Below are 18,190 nucleotides of genomic sequence, written 5' to 3' on the forward strand. Positions count from 1 at the left end.
GACAAACAGCGGACATCGTCACCGCGGCGATGCCCGCTCTTTTTTTTCGCCCGGTTGTCTCGCTCGGCGCTTTACACCGTATTCAGCAGTTCGCCGATATTGCTGAAGATCACGAAGTCAGCGTCCGGCGGCTGAACAATCACGCCAATCGCGGCATTCGTGTAGGCGACATGTCCGAGCTGAGCGCTGCTGAGCTGCAGAGTCAGTTGCGTGTCGGACTGAATGCTGCCGACGACAAACTGATCGGTGCCAATCGTGATGACGTCGCCGGCGGCCAGTTCGGAGGTGAACAGCGTGCCGATTCCGGTCACAGCAGCCCCGCCGGCCGCGACGGTCGCGGTTCCGGTCAGCGTTTCGATCGGTGGGACGCTGACCGGAGTTTCTCCCAGAGCGGAGACTCCTGTCGCACCCGTCAGGTTGTACGGGACCAGTGTGTTGATCGCGTCGACAGTGTTCATGCCGTCGCCGATCACGCGTCCGAAGACGGTATGAACGCTGGTGTCGGTGGCGCTGTTGCGATCCAGGAACGTGTTGTCCACCACATTGACGAACCACTGACTTGTGCCGGCATTGATGTTTCCGGCCGGCAGAGCCATCGACAGCGTGCCGCGAAGGTTGGAATTCGCCTCGAGAAACTCGTTCTGGATCGTGGGGAACGTGGGCACGTTCGAAATCGCGCCACCGCTGACCGTGAATCCGCCGCCCTGAATCACAAAATCCGCGGGAGAACGATGCACGAACATGTCCTGATAACGGCCGGAATCCACGTAGTTCAGAAAGTTGGCCACGGTAATGGGAGCATCCGTGTCCAGCAGTTCCACGTCGTAGAAGTCCATCACGGAATCCTGGTTCAGGTCCTGATTCGTGTCGAACCGAACAACCGTTCCGATTGCGTAATGGACCTTCAGAGCGTTGAAGACTTCGTCGCCGCTGCTGAGCCGGGAGCGGACATTCAGCGAGTTAGCTCCGTGATTTGTCGTATTGTTCGACAGGACCACGTTCATCGTGAACGTCCCGTCGGGAGCCGCGATGGTGGTGCCGTCGTCGAAGTTGCCGTCGGCATTCGAATCAATGGCCACGGTCGCACCGGGGGCGGTCGTCCCGGCCACGACGAATGTCTGGTCCTTCGTGATCAGTGTGCCCACCGACTGAACGGTCGTGTTCGCGGAATTGTCGAACGTCAGAGACAGGATCTCGTCGTTGACCACCGTGATGTTGGTCGACACCGTGGGATGACCGGGGGTCGTCGCGGTGATGGTCGCGACCGTGTCGTCGTCAAAGTTCTGGTCATCGGTAATCGTCAGCATCACGGTGACTTCGGAAACGCCGGTGCCGAACGTCGCTGTCGAGGGACCGGAAATCTTCGCACCGGCCGAGTACGTCAGACTGACGGTTTCCTCCGCCGTCGTGGCGCCGGTGCGCGTGATGGTCATCGTCAGTGAACCATCGGTTTCATCAACGGAGTTGGACGACGGTGCCAGCACGATGCTGGCGACATCGTCGTCGGTCACACTGATGTTGGCCTGAGCGGGCGTCGCGCCGGATGCCGTTGCAGTGATCACAATCAGGGCGTCGCCGTCCACCACGTTGTTGTTGACGGTGGCAACGTCAACCGTCACCGACGTCTGATTCGCGGGAATCGTGGCCGTGGCGGGAACCGTCAGCCGGGACGTGCTGGATGATCCCAGCGACACCGTCAGCGGCGATGCCGATGCGACGTTGCGCGTAATCGTGACGGATGTCGCGCCGGCACCGTCGGCCTCTGAAACCGTGGCATCCGCAACGCTGACGGAAAGTGACAACGACGAATCGTTGTCGTTGACGGTGATCGTGTCCGAACCGCTGACGAATCCGGTGCCGGAAGCAGTAATCGTCACGCTGGCGTTTCCGTCAGCGGTCGTATTCGGGACAGTGGTCGCCGTAAACGTGGCCGACGACTGTCCGGCGGGAATTATCACCGTCGCAGGAACAGTCAGCCGACCGGTGGCCGACGATGTCAGGTTCACCGTCAGAGCGTCGGCCGTATTGGAATCGCGGCTGACTGTGACCGTCACGGTGCTGGCGGTTCCGGCGTTGCCAGCGGTGCCGTTGTCTTCCGAAACTGAGGCGACGGGGATATCGACGGTCAGCGCCGGTGCTTCGTCGTCCGTCACGGTCACATCAACGGTACCGGAATTCACGCCGGTTGCGGTTCCGGTGATCGTCACTGTGGCGTCACCGTTGATCAGAGAATCGTCGATGGCATTCAGGTCGACCGTCACAGACGTCTGGCCGGCGGGAATGGTGACGGTTGCGGAAGCCGGGTCCAGTCGCGCGGCATTGGACGACGTCAAATTCACGACCAGGTCCGCTGTCGTATCGGTATTGCGTTCGATGGTGACCGTGGCGACACCTGTCCCGCCGTCTTCGGCCACCGTCGAGTTATCGACGGTCAGAGTCAGGCCGGGGTCGAACGCCGCGACCGCCGCTGCCGCTCGCGCCAGGGCTCCCGTCACGGGATCAGTAATCCGAGCCGCGATGATGGCGTCGGCCACGGTGGAGAGTTCAAAGTTTCGAACACGCGCGCGTCGTGCAGTGCTGGCGGCGTCCCGGGAGATTCCGTCATTGCCGGCACCGCCGAACGCTCGCAGCTTGTCTCGCACGGTGGATGCCTGCGAAACGACACTGTCGTTTCCGGCGCCCGCAAACACACGCGCGTCGTCACCGACCGTGCTGTTGCTGATCATCAGAACGTCGTTCCCGGCGCCGGCAAATGCCGACAGGTCGCGGCCCAGCGTCGAATTCTGAATCACCACATTGTCGCTGCCGCCGTAAGCAAACACGCGCGTATTGTCGCGGATCGTGGTGCCTGTGATGACGATGTCGTCCGCCGACGAACTGCCGTGAATCCGCGCGTCGTCCCCGATCATCGAATCACTGACGTTGATCAGGTTGCTGCCGGCTCCGCCATGAATCACCAGGTCGCCGCCGATCGACGAATTCTGCACGCTGATCGTATCGTTGCCGGGAAGCCCAAAGATCGTGACGTTGCCGCCGACCGTGGAATCACTCAGCGCGACGCTGTCGTCCCCGACGCCAGCCCAGATCGTCAGGTTGTCCGACACAATCACGCCGTTGCCGATCACCAGCCGGTCATTACCCGCGCCCAGAAAGATTCGCATGTCGTCACGAAGGCGATCGGTGCCGGTGGCGAGCACAAAGTCGGTGTCACCGCCGTTAATCGTGGTCCCGTCAAGTCCGCGGACAATGACATTGCCCGAATCAACGATGATCTCCACGGAGTTGTCCGACATGTCGCCATGCAGCACGGCGTCGCGGCCGACAAACTGAGCCATCACGTTTCCTGCCAGCAGCACTCGATCTTCCAGCCGCTGAAGACGCGAAACGGGCAATGATCGCTCGGAGCGGGCTCGAAAACGTCGCGAAGAGCCGCGGCGCGACCGGCCGCGCGAGAACAGATGTGCAACATTCATGGGTGGCAAATAACCTTCCTGGAGGTTCTGGCAAACGTGGCGGAACAGCGGATTCCCGGAATTCATGGAGGCCGGGAAGCGTGGACTCACCGCCTTGTCGACGTGAATTACCCGGAATTCTAACGCCGCGGCGCAGTGACCCGCAATTTGCAACCTGGGAAACATGGCGAATCTGCGCACGCCCGCCGGTCCGGCTGTGACGATTGTCCGCGGCGTGCTGCCCGCGAACCGCCCCTACGCGAACAGGGAATCGCGGGAAGCATCGTGCTGCAGCAGATTCCGTCGCGCCACAAACTGTGCTCGTTCGGCCGCCGCCTGGACTCGGGCGACGTACGAACTGAAGTCCGTCGGCGATTCGTCATCCGGACCCGCGTCTCGAACGATCGCGCTGGCCAGCCATTGTCCGTAGCGCTGCAGCAGCGAGTCTTCCGCCGACACAAACGTCTGTGCCGATCCGGGGTCACCCTGGCGGGCACAGCGGCCGATCAATTGCCGATCCATGCGGCCCGACAACTGACATTCGGCGACGATCACGTGCAGACCGCCGTGTTCGCGAACAGCGGGATCCAAAGCGATGTCCGTACCGCGCCCGGCAAGGTTCGTCGCGATCGTGACCGAACGGCTGCGACCGGCCCTGGCGACGACGTCCGCTTCCTCAGCCGATTGCAGGCCGTTGAGAAGTTCATGCGGGATACCGCAGTCGTCCAGCAGTCGTGCCAGAATTTCGCTGTCGACGATGGAACGCGTGCCGACCAGCACCGGCCTTCCGGAAGCGACCTGCTCGGCAACGCTGTTTCGAATCGCATCGCGTTTCGCGTCGGCCGTCGCGAAGAATCGCGTCGGCAGCAGAACACGCGCTGACGGAACTCGCAGCGGGATCGCCGCCACGGCTTTTCCGTAGACGGCAGCGAATTCCTGTTCGCAGCCGATGGCTGTGCCCGTCATGCCGCACAGGTTGCGGTACAGTCGAAAGAACCGCTGCCGCGTGATGCGGGCCGCAGCTTCCTTCTCCGCCGAAACGGGCAGACCTTCCCGGGCCTCGATCGCCTGGTGAAGCCCGTCCTGCCAGGAACGGTCTTCGAAAATGCGCCCCGTCGATTCATCCACGATCCGTACTTCGTCATCAGCGACCACATAATGCACGTGACGCCGAAACAGATATCTGGCTCTCAAAGCCTGTTCCACGTATTGCGTCCATGGCCGCAGCAGGTGCGCCGACGGGATGGCGACATCATCCTGGTAACAGCGCGTCAGGCCCGTTTCCGTCAGAGCGACATGACCACTGGCCGGATCGATCCGGAAGTGAACGGGCTGTTCAAGCTGACCGACGAAATCACAGGCCGCTCGATGGACCGATTCATCCGGCGCCGGACCTGTGGACGCGATGCTGAGCACCAGCGGAGAACCCGCGTCGTCAATCAGGACACTGTCGGCTTCGTCAACAATGCAGAACACCAGACCGCGCTGCATCGTGCGGCGCTGGTCGGGATCGGGATTGTTCAGACGCCGCAATACGCCGCTGCCGAGTTCCCCGCCGGCTTCCTGACGCAGCGTCAACTGGTCCCGCAGATAGTCGAACCCGTATTCGTTGCCGGTGGCATACGTCACGTCACAGTCGTACGCCGGACGTTTCTGAGCCGCCTCAACGCGTTCCGGCAGCAGCCCGGCCGTCATCTGCAGCGCTGCCAGAACAGGCGTCGCCAGCCGGCAATCGCGTTCGGCCAGGTACGCGTTCGGCGTGGCGACATGAACACCCAGACCAGCCAGAGCAAGATGCGTGGCGACAGCGATCGCGACGTAGGTCTTGCCTTCTCCGGTCTGCATCTGAGCAACCCGGCCGCGCGTGAGTTCCACAGCAGCCTGAATCTGAACATCGTACAACTGAACATTGTGACTGCGTCGCAGTGCTTCGGTGGCAAGCGCCAGCCCGGCAATCAGGATTTCCGGACGCGTCACGGACTGATCTCCGGACAGCTCACTTCGCAGCCGGTTCGCTTCGTCAATCAGTTCATCTGCGGCGGCATGCCGCGCCAGCGACTCAGCGCGTTCGCGGATTTCCGCAACCAGTTGCTCAACCGATGGCTCCGACGTGGAGCGCCGTCGCGATGCGGTTTTCGGTGACGTTTTCGTTGCGGGCAACATGACACGTTCGCTTGTACTTCGGTTTCATTGCTGACGGTATGAGTTCGATTCTGTGGTGGACGGCGACACAGCACAGCACGAGAGATTTCGCTGAACCGCCATCCCCGCTCACGCCGTCATTCCCGCGAAGGCGTTCCGTCATTCCCGCGAAGGCGGGAACCCAGCGGAACGGAAACAGCTCGCAAAAGAACCACGACGGGGTCAACAGCGTGCCCGCATGCGCGGGAATGACGGGAATGACGTCAAGTTACTCTTCGGCAGGCAGAATCGTGGTTTCGCCATCGGTGACCGTTTGCAGACGCCCGTCCATCCACCGCTGTTCGGATTCCGGAACGTCCGGAAGTGAGTGGCGGCTTCTCAGCAGCGTGCCTTGTTCCTTTTTCAGCCGCACCAGAGCCACCGCGTGGTCCGCCAGAGCCTGAGCAAAAGCGCTTTCTTCGTCGGCCAGCCGTTCGTAGGCGGCCAGCAGGTCTTCCAGCAGCAGCGTGGCGGAATCTTCCACCATCGGCAGCACGTCGAAGCGGTCCTGCAGGTATTCGGCTTCGTCCCGAGCGGCGGACATCGCCTGGTACCGGCTTTGAACTTCGGAAAACGCGGTGGCGACTTCGCGGCGGGCGATTTCCACATCAGTCAGCGACTTTTCGACCGTCGCGCGATAGACGTTGATGGCTCGCCGCAGTTCCCACTGCCGCTGTTCGTAGCGGGCTCGAGCAGCGCGATTGCCGATCGGGACTTCAAATTCCAGGCCGACGGTATAGCCCGGACGGTTGTCCGTGAACTGGTTCGAGTACGCGGTCCCCAGTTCATCGAAGCCTGCCAGGTCGGCGACGTAGGCGGTTACGATCAGATCCAGTTGCGGCAGCAGTTCGTTCTGGCTGACTCCCAGGCGAACGCCGGCCGCGCGCATCCGGCGAATGGCTTCCGAAATATCCGGCCGATTCATCAGCGCGTATTGCAGCGACTCCCGCAGCGGAGACGGGTCGCTGACCATGCCGGGAGCTTCCAGCGGCAGCAGTTCGGTCTGTCCGACATTCAGCATTCCCGGTGAATTCACCAGCAGTCGAAGCTGTGATTCCGCGTCGCGAATTCGTGCGAACGAACGCTGGATGCGCGACTGAGCCTGCGCGACGGCAGCTTTGGCTCGCAAAATCTGGCGAGGAACGGTGTCAACCTGATTGCGGCCTTCCAGTGTTCGCAGAACTCGCTGAGCCGACTGCAGAAGTTTCTGCCGCTGAAAAAACTCCGCTCGCGCGCGATACAGCGTCCAGTAGGTTTCGGTCACTTTCAGCAGATGATCCTGCAGCGACCCGACGACATCGTCTTCCGACGCGTTGGCCGCGATTCGGGCCAGCACGATTTCACTCTGATTCACCGCCTGTCCGGCTCCGTCCAGCAGCGGCTGACGATAGCTGAGTTCCAGTCGCGCGGTCGCCTGATGCGGCGGTACAAAGAACTGCGAGTTCTGTGTTTCGTGACCCAGTTTCTGAGCCACCGAAAACTCACCGCCCTGCAGGTTCTTCTGGCGGATGCCGGCGGCGAAGTTGAATTTCTCGTCAAGCAGCCGTGTCTGGCCGTTCGGTCCCAGCGTCAGCGTATTGCCGACCGGATCGTTCAGGTTGCTGTACACGCCGCTCAGAAATGTCGACCAGTCGAAGTTGGCGACTTCCTGTCCGATAACGCGATACAGCACTTCCGGTTCAGCCTTGATCGCCAGCACCTGCGGCGAATACAGCAGCGCATCCTGCAGCAGCATGGACATGTCGACGGGCAGCGTTGACGAAGTCAGCCCCGTTCCGGACCGCACGGCGTTGTCCCACCACGGCGAATACGTCGCGGGAACCTGCGGCACCGTTGGGATGGCAACCGACGTCACGGCCGAATCGCCCGCCGCGTCGGCTCGCTGCGTGTAGGGCGAAATCCACATCGCGGCATCGCTTTCCACGGTCGCTCGAAAACGAGACAGACCCGGGCCCGCCGTGAATACGGAGTGCCCATACGAAATCTGACTTGAAGCCGGCTGACGTCGAATCGGTCCCGGTGCCGACGATGCCTCGACGGCGGACGACGAAACCGACGACGGTGCAACCGGGTGTGAAATTGCACGCTGATGCAAAAGTGGCGGGGCGTAGCGACCCGAATACGTTGGCGAAAACTGCGGCGGCGGTTCCTGAAGTGTCGGCTGCTGTGACTGACCGCGGACTGCGGACGTCGTGGTCAGCACGGCCAATTGCGATGGATCTGACGACGCCGAAAAGAAATTCTCCGCACCGATCGACGGATCATCCGACGCCGGTGAAATCAGCGTCGTGGACGCCGGCGAATTCCAGGTAAATCCGTGACCCGTGAAACCGTGGCCGGTTGCACGGATGGGTGGTTGTGACGCTGTCGAACCGGTTCCGTTTTGAAACGTGGCCGTTCGAACATTGACCCCGCCGCTACCGGTTGTCTGATCGCGGCGCTGCGGTTGGCGTTGAACGGAAGCCGCAGTCTTGCCGCTGTAGAACGACGGAGCCTGAAGTTCCGCCCGAGGTGGTGCGTGGCCGAACTGAGGCGGCTGCAGTCGAATGAAGGAGGCATTGCCGGCAGCCTGGCCGATGTCGTCGACGGCGCGCAGATCGTCCGCAACAGCAAGCAGGACGAGCGTCGCGGCGAGGCACACGCTTCCCGCGGCAAGCAGCGCGCGCACGCCTGACGACTGCCGCATGTTCGTCAGCAATCCGTCGCGGAGTCGCGCGCGGGCTGTCGGCCGGCTGTCGCTGTCGCACGACAAACTGTTTGAACCGTCTCCCATGCCGCCCACATGAAGTTTCAAGGATACGTGATTCCGATCGGGGTGCGGTCCGGCGTCATCCCGCCAGACGCGACGCGCACAAATCGCGCAGATCGTTCCCATTCGGACATTCGTCACAATCGAACCGCAGGAACCAGAAAATCCGGCGCGGTGCGCTGAGGTCGCGGGCGCTTGCGGGTTTTTCCGACCGGAAGAACCCAGCCGCGCTGAGTGAAATCCCTCGCGCAGCGCGCCGACGGAGCGTCTCCGCCGCGGGTCTTCAATGGTCGCAACAGATCTGCCGATGGCGACGTGTTGCCGGATTACATCGTGTCGGAACCTTCGGAAATATCATCCGCGCTCGGACCGAAGGGTGAAATGAGTTCACAACGCGGACCGTGGCCTAGCTTTGAATCGTGGAAAACCGGTTTGCCTGCGCGCCCGGCGCACAGACGGTCCGGACCTTTCCCGCCGGCCAACTCAAAAACGGTCCTGCCACCAATGTGACCCTGATGACTCGTACGTTTCGCAACCTGCCCGGTCGCTGTCGACTTGCCGTCGATCAGTTGCTGCACGCGCTGCGAAGTGAGCCTGTGTGCCGCATCGGTGACTGGGGCACCGGAAGCGTCCAGATTCTGACGCTGGAACATCGCATCCTGATGAGCGCGTCACCAGCGGCTGTCGTGGCCGCCGACGCGATCCCGGCCGCGGGCGACGCGCAGGTCACCGATGCAGCGGGAATGGAGGAAGCTGTCTGGTCGGCGGAGTTCGGTTCCTTTGAACAGGACGCCGCGCTGCCAACGGACTTCGATTTCGCCGAAGAGACCGACGCAGTTCGCGGCGTGGAACTGGTAGTGATCGATCCGGCGACGGAAGACTACCAGCAGCTTGTCGCCGACCTGACGACTCAAACCGAGCGCGTGTTTGAAATCCTGATTCTGGATCCTCACAGCGACGGCATCGCCCAGATCACCGACGCCGTTTCGCGGCTAAGCGACATTTCCGCGATTCACATCGTGTCTCACGGCGAAGACGGCGAGATCTTGCTGGGCACCAGTGTGCTGAGCCGGCGGACATTCGATCGCTACGCGGCGGAGATCCTGACGTGGCAGAATTCGCTGACGTCCGACGCGGACGTGCTGATTTATGGCTGCGATCTGGCCGCCAGTGAATCGGGACGCGAACTCGCCGCGGTCCTGAATTCACTGACCGGCGCGGACATCGCAGCCAGCGACGACGACACCGGACACGCCGTGTTTGGTGCCGACTGGCAACTGGAATACACCGTCGGCAGCATTCAGACTGACATCGCCTTTTCCGAGGCGGTGCAGAACGAATGGATGCATGTTCTGAACGTTTCCGTCGACGCCACCAGCACGGGAACGGCCGCTGGCGGTTCTTCATCGGTCACGGTTTCTCACACAACCTCCGGCACGAATCGTCTGATGCTGGTGGGCATCAGTTTCGGTCGCGACGACGGAGAAACCGTCAGTTCAGTCACGTGGAACGGCACGAGCCTGACGCGAGTGGGTTTCGCTGAACACACCGATTCCGATCGTTCGCGAGTGGAAATCTGGTCTCTGGTCGCTCCGCAAACGGGTACTCACGACGTCATCGTCAACTTCAGCGGCTCCAGTCATGAAGGAGCCACCGTCGGCGTCATGACGTTTACCGACGTGGACCAGGTCAATCCGCTGGGCACGCTGGCTGCGGCACAGGGGCAGTCGACGTCGTCTTCGGTCACGGTTTCGTCGGCAGTCGGTGAGACCGTTTTCGGTATCGTCGCATTCGACGACACCAACAACCTGAATCTGGTGCCCACGAGCGGTCAGGACGAACGCTGGGATTTGTTCCGACAAACCGCGAACGGGGCAGGCGGAATCCAGACGGGAGCCGCATCGGTCACAAATTCCTGGTCGTCGGGAAGCAATACTCGCTGGGCGGCTGCTGGAGTGTCCATCCGGCCGTCATCGGTGATATTCGATGTCACGGGCGAATTTCTCGTCAACCAGACGACGTCGGATAATCAGGTCACATCAGCGGAAACTCGCGGAAGTCAGCAGGCTGTTTCCGCGGATTCGAACGGAAACTACGTCGTGGTGTGGTCGTCGAATCAGGCCACCGGCGCTGACGGGACGGGCTACGGAGTGCTCGCTCGTGTGTTTGACGCGCACGGCAATCCGCTGACGAACGAGTTTCAGGTGAACACCGCCACGACGGGCGATCAGGATTCGGCGCGAGTCGCGTTCGCGGACGACGGCACGTTCGTCGTCACCTGGACGACCGAAGCGGCCGGCAGCAAGGACATCCGCTTTCGTAAGTTCTCCGCGGACGGCACGGCACTCACCGCGGAATTGTCGGCGAATTCCACGACGACGGGGGCGCAGTGGAATTCCGTCATCGCAATGGATCGTGCGACCGGTGACTTTGTTCTGGCATGGCAGGGCGAGGGACCCGGCGACGCATCTTCGATCTTCTTCCGCAGGTTCAGCGCCAATGGTGCCGCGAAGGATGCGGCCGACAGAATCGCAACTCCCGCGGGCGTTGGTGCGGAGATCGATCCGGCCATCGCAATGCTGACCGGCGGCAAGTTTGTGATTGCCTGGGAACGATCCGACAACGATCACATCTACTTCCAGCGTTTTGCCGCAGATGGCTCGAAGCTTGGTGGCGAAACACAGATCGACAATGGTCTGGCGACCAGCACAGGACTCGCTGTCGCTGCAGACGCAAGTGGCGGTTTTACGTTTGTCTACCGCGAAGAAGTCATCCTGCCCGGTGTCTGGCGGCGCGGCTACAACGAAGACGGATCGCAGAACTACACCTGGGCACAGATTTCGCTCGGCGACGCATCCAGCGCATCGATCGCGATGGCGGCGGACGGGTCGTATGTCGTCACCTGGCAAAAGACCAGCGACGGGTTGGATGTCTTCGCACGCAAAGGCAACGCGGACGGCAGTTTCAACGGCGGCACATTTCAGGTGAACCAGACCAGCACGGGCGCTCAGTCGATGGCGTCCGTGGCGGTTTCCGACACTGACAATTTTGTCGTCGTCTGGAGCGGCAGCGGCACCGCTGACGCAGACGGGGTCTATGCCAGGCAGTTCGGGTCACCGGCAGTCACGGCAAATGACGACGACTATTCGACAACAGAAAACACGGTGCTGAACATTTCCGCGGCTGGAGTCCTGTCCAACGATACTCAGGGTCCGCCGCCGGTCGCGGGAAACACGCTGGGATACAACGCGGCGTCCGATACCAACGGCGACGATGTCTGGGACAACGGTACGGGAACCAGCGGCTTCGACTGGGACTTCAGCGGCGGCGGTGTCACCTACACGACGACGCCCACGACAACCAACAGCAACATCAGCGCGGCGTGGGTGTTTGACGGCACGGGCGGCGGGTTCACCGATGCGTTTGAATCCATCGCAGGAAATCCGACCGACGATCCCGCCAGCTTTGAAATCTGGTTCAATCCATCCGATCCGATTGGTCAGGAACTGATCTTTGAAACCGGCGGCAATGGCCAGGGAACATCGCTGTCTCTGAATGGAACGACGCTGGAACTGCTGGTCACGAAGGGCGCTGCGACCGCGCTGGCCACATATGATCTGACGACCGAGATTCTGGCCAACGAATTCATCCACGTGACGGGCGTGGTCGACAACGCGTCGGCCGTGCCGGACGTCTATCTGTACGTGAACGGCACGCTGGTCGATTCCGTGATGGATGTCGCGGGACTGACGTTCTGGGCGAACTTCGACGCCAGCGGACTCGGGAGCGTCAACGGGACCACAGGCACGAGCAACACGTCCAGCTTTCAGGGAGAAATCGCTGCCTTCCGGCTGTACGAATCGGCTCTGACGGCCACCGAAGTGCTGACCAACTTCCAGTCGGTGACACAGGCGGAAGGCAGCGTGCTGACCGCCACCGATCTGAACACCAGCGGCACCGTCGGCGCCGTGACGCTGAACTCCGACGGATCATTCACGTACACGCCGCAGATCGGGTTCTCCGGCGTCGACACGTTCCGCTACACCGCGGACAACGGAGGAAACAGTTCCACGGCAACGGTCACGATCACCGTCATCGACACAAATGACCCACCGCTGGCGGATGCCGGCGGACCGTATTCCATCAATGAAGGCACATCGCTGATTCTGGATGCCAGCGGTTCATCGGATCCGGACACCGATCCGCTGACGTACAAATGGGATCTCGACAACGACGGCGACTTCGACGAAGCCGGTGAACCGTCCGGAGTCGCTCCGACAGTGACATGGGCCACGCTGCAAAGCTTCGGGATCGCTGATAACGGTTCGTTCACGATCGGGCTGCAGGTCGACGACGGGCAGGGCGGAATCACCACCACGACGGCGACGCTGACAGTCGTCAACGTGGCTCCCGCGATCACCTCGTCAGCGACCGCCAGCGTTGTGGAAAACTCCACGACCGTGCAGACGGTCACGGCCACCGATCCGGTGGATTCCCTGACATTCAGTGTCACCGGCGGTGCCGATCAGACGCTATTTTCGATTCAAACGACATCCGGCCTGCTGACATTCAACGCGCCTCCCGACTTTGAAACACCGGGCGACGTCGGCGCAAATAATGTCTACGAGGTCCAGGTTAGCGTCAGCGACGGTGACGGCGGAATCACAACGCAGACCATCACTGTCACAGTCACGAACGCCAATGACAACACACCCGTTGTCGACGCGAGTCAGTCGTTCAGCGTCTCCGAAGCGGCCGTCAACGGGACGTCGCTGGGAACCGTCACGGCCAGCGATAACGACGCCGGCACAACGTTCAGCAACTGGACCATCACCGGCGGCAACACGGACGGCATCTTCGCCATCAACAGCAGCACCGGTGAACTGACCGTCCTGGACAACGCGAATCTCGACTTCGAAACAACGACAAGCTACACGCTGAGCGTCTCCGTGTCCGACGGAACGCACACGTCGGCCGCGGGAACGGTTTCGATCACGGTGACGCCGGCCAACGACAACGTGCCGGTCGTCGATCCGAGTCAGTCGTTCAGCATTTCCGAAGCGGCCATCAACGGGACGTCGCTGGGAACTGTCACCGCCAGCGATAATGACGCCGGCACAACCTTCAGCAACTGGACCATCACCGACGGAAATTCCGACGGCATCTTCGCCATCAACAGCAGCACCGGCGAATTGACCGTTCTGAACAACGCAAATCTCGACTTCGAAACAACCACAGCCTACACCCTCAGCGTCACCGTGTCCGACGGAACGCACACCTCGACCGTGGAAACGGTCAATGTCACCGTTACAAATGCCAATGAAGATCCCGTCGCGGTGAATGACAGCTACACCGTCGTCGAAGGTGGTTCGATTAGCATCGGCGCGATCAGTGGCGTTTCCGCCAACGACACGGACCCGGAGAACAATTCGCTGACGGCCGCACTTCTCAGCGGCCCGGCCCACGCGACAGCGTTCACTCTGAATCCCGACGGATCGTTTTCTTACAGCCACGACGGCAGTGAAACCACCAGCGATACCTTCACGTACGAAGTGTCCGACGGTTTGGGCGGAACAGCAACGGCGACGGTGACACTGACCGTGACGCCCGGCAATGACGCTCCCACAACCAGCGGCATCAGCGACTACAACGGTGCCGAAGACACGGCGATTCCGGCGTTTTCCGTCAGCACCGCGTTCCATGACACGGACCCGGGCGACGTGCTGCACTATTCGGTGTCACTGCCGGGCGGAAGTACGCCGTTGCTGCAGTCACTTTCCGTCAACGCGAATACGGGAGTCGTGCAGATTTCGCTGGCCGCGAATCAAAGCGGATCGGTGGTTATTCGGGCAACGGCGACAGATTCGGGCGGCCTGTCCGTCAGCAGCGACTTTCTGGTTTCGATCAGTCCGGTGAATGACCGGCCGACCGTTGTCAGCCAGACTTACGCGGCTGACGATACCGGAAATCTGTCCGTCACGGCTCCGGGAGTGCTGGCGGGCGCCGCTGACGTTGAAGGTCAGACTCTGACTGCTGTGCTCGTCGCGGCACCGTCTCACGGAACGGTCACGCTTAGCAGCACCGGACAATTCACCTACACCGCCAGCGCAGGGTTTCCCGGATTCGATTCGTTTTCCTTCGCGGCGTCGGATGGTTCGCTGAACAGTACCGCCGGAACTGTCACGATTACGGCGACTCCCACGGTGGGCGGAACGCCGCCGGCAACCGGCGGTTCCGATTCTGACAGCAACACGACTACCAGCGACGACGGCAACAACTCGGATTCCGCAGCGGACTCCGGTGATTCCACAATCACCTACGGCGGCACATCGACGGAAACGTCCGGCCAGAACGATGACTCATCGGGCGACGGTTATGGCAGCGTCCGAAGCAGCGGCAGTGACGACGATTCATCGCCGACCAGCGTTCCTCAGCAAACCGAAGTCACATCCATCGCCATCTGGTCAGCGGACGATACGGAGATTTCCGCAACCGTCGACAATCGAGTCGCGTCGTCATCGCTGTCAAACGTCGAGTCAACTCGGGCGGGCCGCGGCGAGCTGCGGCAAACCGACTCAATTCTTCCGGACCAATCCGCGACAACCACTGCCGGACTGCTGTATCAGCAGTTTTCGGAACACGGAACGATGTGGCAAAGTCTGGACACGCTCAGCGACGACGTTGCGTCTGACCTGAACTTCGAAAACGCGGTTGTCGGATCGGTGGGCGTTGTATCAACCGGATTCGCCGTGGGATCCCTGCTTTGGGCTGTTCGCGGCGGAGTCCTGCTTTCGGGACTTCTGGCGCAGTTGCCGATCTGGACACTGTTCGACCCGCTGCTGGTCATCGACGGCGTCGCCAGGGACGACGAGTCCGGTGATTCGATTCATGACATCGTGGACAAGCAACAACGCGCGGTGAACCTGAAGTCCGCTTCCGCCGGTGGTCCCGCCACTGAGTATTCCTCTGACCCCGACGTCGCCGATGCGACACCGGACGCTGAAAACGGATCGTTGACATGAAACGCCTGACTGTCGGAACCCGCATTTCAATCGGCCTGGTTTGTTCCATGCTGGGCATTCTGCTGGCCGCCAACTACGTCGGTCTGCTGCCGGATCGCGAACGGATGATTATCGGTCATCGCGCGCAGGTGGCCGAAAGCCTGGCGTTCAGCGCATCGGCTTTGATTCAGCAGGACAACATCGACGGTCTGTCGGCGGTGATGAAGGGACTGGTCGACCGACACGACGACCTGCAATCCGTCGGCATTCGAAATCATTCCGACGGACTGCTGGTGGACAGCGGCCGTCACGGAGAATTGTGGCCCGCTGACCAGCCGATAACCTCCGATGCCGAACACATGCAGGTGCCTCTGACGCGAGGCGACGATGCTCAGTGGGGTCAGATCGAACTGTGCTTTGCTCCGCTTCACACCAGCGGCTGGTGGGCTCCGCTGCGTTCGCAACTTGTTGTACTGCTGGCCTTCTGTGCCATCGGTGGCTTCTTTGCCTTTCGCACGTTTCTGAGATTCGTTCTGAAGAACCTGGACCCTTCGCGAGCCGTGCCCAGGCGCGTCCGCGAGGCATTGGACATTCTGGCTGAAGGTCTGATGATCGTGGGCGTCGACGACCGCATCCTGCTGGCCAACAAAGCTCTGGCCAGTGTCACCGGCCAGGACGCCGAAAGTCTGATCGGCAGGAAAGCATCGGAACTGGGATTTCGCTGTCGAGTACCCGGCGGCAGTCAGCCGTGGACGGAAGCCTTCGCGCAGGAGAAATCGCTGTCCAACGTCACGATGGACTACTTCGCCGCTGACGGTGCCCGCATCTTTAACGTCAACTGTTCGCCGCTGCTGGGCAATGGCGGAAAGAACCGGGGAGTGATGGTGACGTTTGATGATGTCACCACTCTGGAACAGCACAAGATTGAACTTCGCGCCGCCAAGGACGAAGCCGACGCCGCCAACAAGGCCAAAAGCGATTTTCTGGCAAACATGAGCCACGAAATCCGCAATCCCATGAACGCCATCGTCGGATTTACCGACATCCTGCGCCGCGGACTGGAAGAAAACGAAACCACTCGCACGGAATATCTGAACACGATTCACGCCAGCGGCACTCACCTGATGGATCTGATCAACGACATTCTGGACCTGTCGAAGATCGAAGCCGGCAAGATGGAAATGGAACTGTGCGACTGTTCTCCGTTCCAGGTCGTGGCGGAAGTGGTCAACGTGATGCAGATGAAAGCGCAGCAGCAGAATCTGGTGCTGGAATCGTCGGTCCGCGGCAAAATTCCCCGCATGATTCTGACGGATCAGACGCGGCTGCGGCAGATTCTGATGAACCTGGTCGGCAACGCCATCAAGTTCACTCAGCAGGGAAGTGTCCGCATCGTCACCGAACTGATCGACGACCCGCGCAGGCCGATGTTGAAGTTCGAAGTCAGCGACACCGGGATCGGCATGACGGCCGAACAGTGCGGGAAGATCTTCGAAGAATTCACTCAGGCCGACAGTTCCGTCAATCGCCGATTCGGCGGAACAGGACTGGGGCTGGCCATCAGCAAACGGCTGACCGAAGCGCTGGGAGGAACGATTGAAGTTTCCAGCAGGTCCGGTCAGGGCAGCACGTTTACGTTTACCGTGACGACCGGCAACATTTCCATGGTGCCACGCATCGACCATGACACGGCGGTCACGGATCTGCGAAACACGTATCAGCGACACAAGTCCGGGCTGTCGGTCACGTTCAAGCGGGCTCGCGTGCTGATCACCGACGACACTGCCGCCAATCGGCAGCTTGTCGGTCTGGTCCTTCGCCGCGCCGGGCTGCATGTGGAAGAAGCAAAGAACGGTCTGGAAGCGGTCAAACGCGCGACGGCGGAGAAGTTCGACCTGCTGCTGATGGACATGCAGATGCCGGTGATGGATGGATTCACGGCAACTCGCAAGCTGCGCGAAAAGGGCATGAACGCACCGATCATCGCGCTGACCGCAAACGTGATGGCCAGCGACCGCGAACGCTGCGAGCAGGCCGGCTGCAGCGGATTCCTGACGAAACCGATCGACATCGACAACCTGCTGCAGGCGCTTGCCGAACGATTGCCAACCGCCGATGTTCGTCAGGAAGCGACTGCCGGCACCGAGACCACGAACTTCAACCCCTACGTCGACCAGCCGGCACCGGGAGAGAAGCGCAGCCCCGCTGCGCCAAAGGGAGCCGCGCCGGCAATCGCGCGTTCCGCCGGCGTCCGTCCGCCGGTGCGGTCCGCGGAACAGAAATCACCCGCACCACAACCGGCGGTGCCGAAGTCCAGGCCGGCCGTACCGCCGACTCGACGCGCCGTCGAAACACAGGTTGCGGCACCGAAACAGCAGCCGGAATCCACGCGGCGTCCGGCGTCGAAACCGAAAACTTCGCGGGCTCCGATCACCTCCACTCTTCCCATGGAGATCCCCGAATTCCGCGAGATCGTGGAACAGTTCGTCGGCGGACTCAGCACCACACTGGGAACGATGCAGTCCGCGTGGGATCGGCGCGACTTTGCGACACTTCGCGACCATGCCCACCGCCTGAAAGGCACCGGCGGAACCGTCGGGTTCCATCAGTTTACGGCTCCCGCAGCCGCTCTGCAGGATCGGGCAGAACAGAGAGCGGAAGCAGATATTGATGAACTGCTGGCGGAACTGCATGAGTTGTCGCACGCCATTCAACTGCCCGGTTGCGGCGATCTTTGCGGTGTCGCGGATTAGTCGGAATGCAATACCGCGCGGGATTTCCCCCGTCGCCGAATCGCAACAAAAGTG

General features: G+C 61.3%; 5 protein-coding genes. 2 read left to right on the forward strand and 3 right to left on the reverse strand.

All coding sequences use genetic code 11. The features are described 5' to 3' along the window. Positions 1–71: 71 nt before the first annotated feature. The 3 genes from R3C19_12525 to R3C19_12535 form a co-directional block, all read right to left on the reverse strand. Positions 72–3,473, reverse strand: a complete 3,402-nt coding sequence (locus R3C19_12525) for a peptidylprolyl isomerase (GenBank protein ID MEZ6061182.1) — start codon at positions 3,471–3,473, stop codon at positions 72–74. A 234-nt stretch (positions 3,474–3,707) separates the two neighbouring features. Next, complete coding sequence (locus R3C19_12530; protein MEZ6061183.1) at positions 3,708–5,615, reverse strand: translocase; 1,908 nt, start codon at positions 5,613–5,615, stop codon at positions 3,708–3,710. Positions 5,616–5,862: 247 nt separating this feature from the next. Then, a complete protein-coding gene (locus R3C19_12535) occupies positions 5,863–8,427 on the reverse strand; it encodes a TolC family protein (GenBank protein MEZ6061184.1) in 2,565 nt (854 codons plus the stop codon). Between the two features lie 470 nt (positions 8,428–8,897). On the opposite strand from R3C19_12535, the gene R3C19_12540 reads away from it, so the two are divergent. Both R3C19_12540 and R3C19_12545 read left to right on the forward strand, forming a co-directional pair. Next, complete coding sequence (locus R3C19_12540) at positions 8,898–15,404, forward strand: DUF4347 domain-containing protein (GenBank protein ID MEZ6061185.1); 6,507 nt, start codon at positions 8,898–8,900, stop codon at positions 15,402–15,404. Beyond that, positions 15,401–18,136 carry an ATP-binding protein gene (locus R3C19_12545; GenBank protein ID MEZ6061186.1) on the forward strand — a complete coding sequence of 912 codons (2,736 nt, stop codon included), beginning with the start codon at positions 15,401–15,403 and terminating at the stop codon, positions 18,134–18,136. The genes R3C19_12540 and R3C19_12545 overlap by 4 nt, the downstream gene beginning before the upstream one ends. The last annotated feature ends 54 nt before the right edge of the window (positions 18,137–18,190 follow it).

This window comes from Planctomycetaceae bacterium (assembly GCA_041398785.1).
Classification (GTDB): Bacteria; Planctomycetota; Planctomycetia; order Planctomycetales; family Planctomycetaceae; genus JAWKUA01.